The 2072-nt window shown below is 28.7% G+C and carries 2 protein-coding genes; both read left to right on the top strand.

All coding sequences use genetic code 11. The annotated features are described in order from the left end of the window. Positions 1-82: 82 nt before the first annotated feature. Positions 83-673 carry a hypothetical protein gene (locus tag ACWYN7_RS17190; RefSeq protein ID WP_462861207.1) on the top strand — a complete coding sequence of 197 codons (591 nt, stop codon included), beginning with the start codon at positions 83-85 and terminating at the stop codon, positions 671-673. Between the two features lie 174 nt (positions 674-847). Further along, positions 848-1327, top strand: coding sequence for a hypothetical protein (locus ACWYN7_RS17185; protein WP_462861206.1), 480 nt, complete (start codon positions 848-850; stop codon positions 1325-1327). Positions 1328-2072: the final 745 nt, after the last annotated feature.

The raw sequence follows: 2072 nt of genomic DNA, 5'->3' as shown, positions 1-2072 counted from the left end.
TTCATAAATATGGACTCACAAATAAAGATTTGCAACTTACTGAATAACAATAACTTAATTTTACGTTAGTCAGAATTAAAAAATGACTCAAAACATATTCACCATAATTGGATTTATAATTGTTCCTTTGGGAATTATATTCGCTTATTATAAAGATTACAAAAAGAATAAATCTGAATTTAAAGCATCTTTAAAAACTTTGGGAAAAGGAATTTTTCAAGGACTTATTTTTTATGGTTTTTTAATAGGTATAAAATATGGTTACGAATTAATAATTCCAATAAATAAAAATCACGGAATTGAGTTTAATTCGGAACGTGAAAAATTAGGAATACCTAAAATTGGAGAAAATTGGAAAAATAGAAAATATCAATCTGACCAATTTACAACTTACTATTGGAAACCTAAACCAAGAAATGGTCATTTTAAGAAAGTAATTGAATACGGAATTATTAATACAAAATCGGAAACTGACTATTATCATAATGAAAAAATAAAAGGAACCTTTGCTTGGTCAAAATATGATTTTGCAAAAAAGGAATTTGAGTACTTTTTGGAAAAACCAAATGAGAACGAAGCTACTATAAATGAGAAAGGAAAAGTAAAATATGAGAAACCAACTATAATTATGAAAATAAACAAATCTGAATTTGATAAATATAAATCTGAATAAAAACTACTGGCAACACCATATATAATTTATTGCTGGCTTATTGCTTACTTGCGAAAATCCTCGCGGATTTTCTTTGTCAGTATTTATTTACTAAATTAGGTGCTTAAATCACGCAACAAACCATATATAAACACGTTGGCATTAATAATGGAGACAATAACAATAGGATACATAGTGATTGGGATTTTGGTCGTTGTTCTTCTGCTACAGCGTAAACGAATTGACAAAAATTCTGAATACGACTCTTATGCTGACGAAAAAAATGAATGGGCAATTCTGACTTCATTTTCGGAATTAAAATTATTAAGCAAATATGCTGGCGAATTAAGATTTGGACCTGTCTTTATTCATCTAAAAACTGAACCAAAAAATACTTTCGGAAAGGAATTCTTTGGAGATTGGTTTTTTAGAACAGAAGATGGTGTTTATCTGCAAAAGTGGAATTCTAATCCGATTAAAAGCGGAGTTCATACCAGAGCAAATAATGACTTGATTTATTACGACCGATTAAAAAATAAAATCGAAGTTTTGGAAACTGGAATAAAGTCATTTCATTGGACAATGGAAAAAGGCGAAAATAACGAACTGACTTTGATTTCGGATAATGGCAAAACTGAAAATCGAATTAAAATTACTAATGCCAACAATGTATAAAAATAATTGCTATTTTGTGCTTAAACAAAGGTAGTTGCGTATTTGCTACATCTGAATTTCCTTCGGAAATTCCTCGCACGCAAACACGCAACTAATCTTATACAACAACGTTAGCTTTCATTGACCACTCAAACTCGGAAAAAGGAGTTTCTAATTTTTGAATATGTTTTTAAATTATATCTAATGAAATTTAATTTACTGAAAAATAAACGATTTGGAGTATGAAGTCATTCAAATGAATTGAAAAGCAATAACGTTTGAACACTAAGTAACTCGAATGAATTGAAAAGTAACTACATTTGAACACTAAGTAACTTAAACGGACTGAAAAGTAACCACACTTGAAGACTAAGTAACTTGAATGAACTGAAAAGTAACCACGCTTGAACACTTAGTAACTTGAATGAACTGAAAAGTAACCACTCTTGAACACTAAGTAACTCGAATGAACTGAAAAGTAACCACTCTTGAACACTGAGAAACTTAAACGAACTGAAAAGTAACCATGTTTGAATACAAAGTAACTTAAACGAACTGAAAAGAAATAATACTTAAATGAAAATTTATTAGAAATTAATAAAAAGCTAAAAATTTGAACATAAAATCATCAATAAAAAACAACGAAAAGCTAACACAGTGTATAAAAAATTGCTATTTTTAGCTTAACCAAAAGTTGTTGCTTTTTTTGCAATCTTATATTTTCCTTCGGAAAATAACGATGGCACAAAATCGCAACTTTTAATAC

The sequence above is a fragment of the Polaribacter sp. M10 genome (assembly GCF_054968445.1).
Note: the sequence above shows the minus strand (reverse complement) of the source record. Positions and strands in the feature narration are given on the sequence as shown.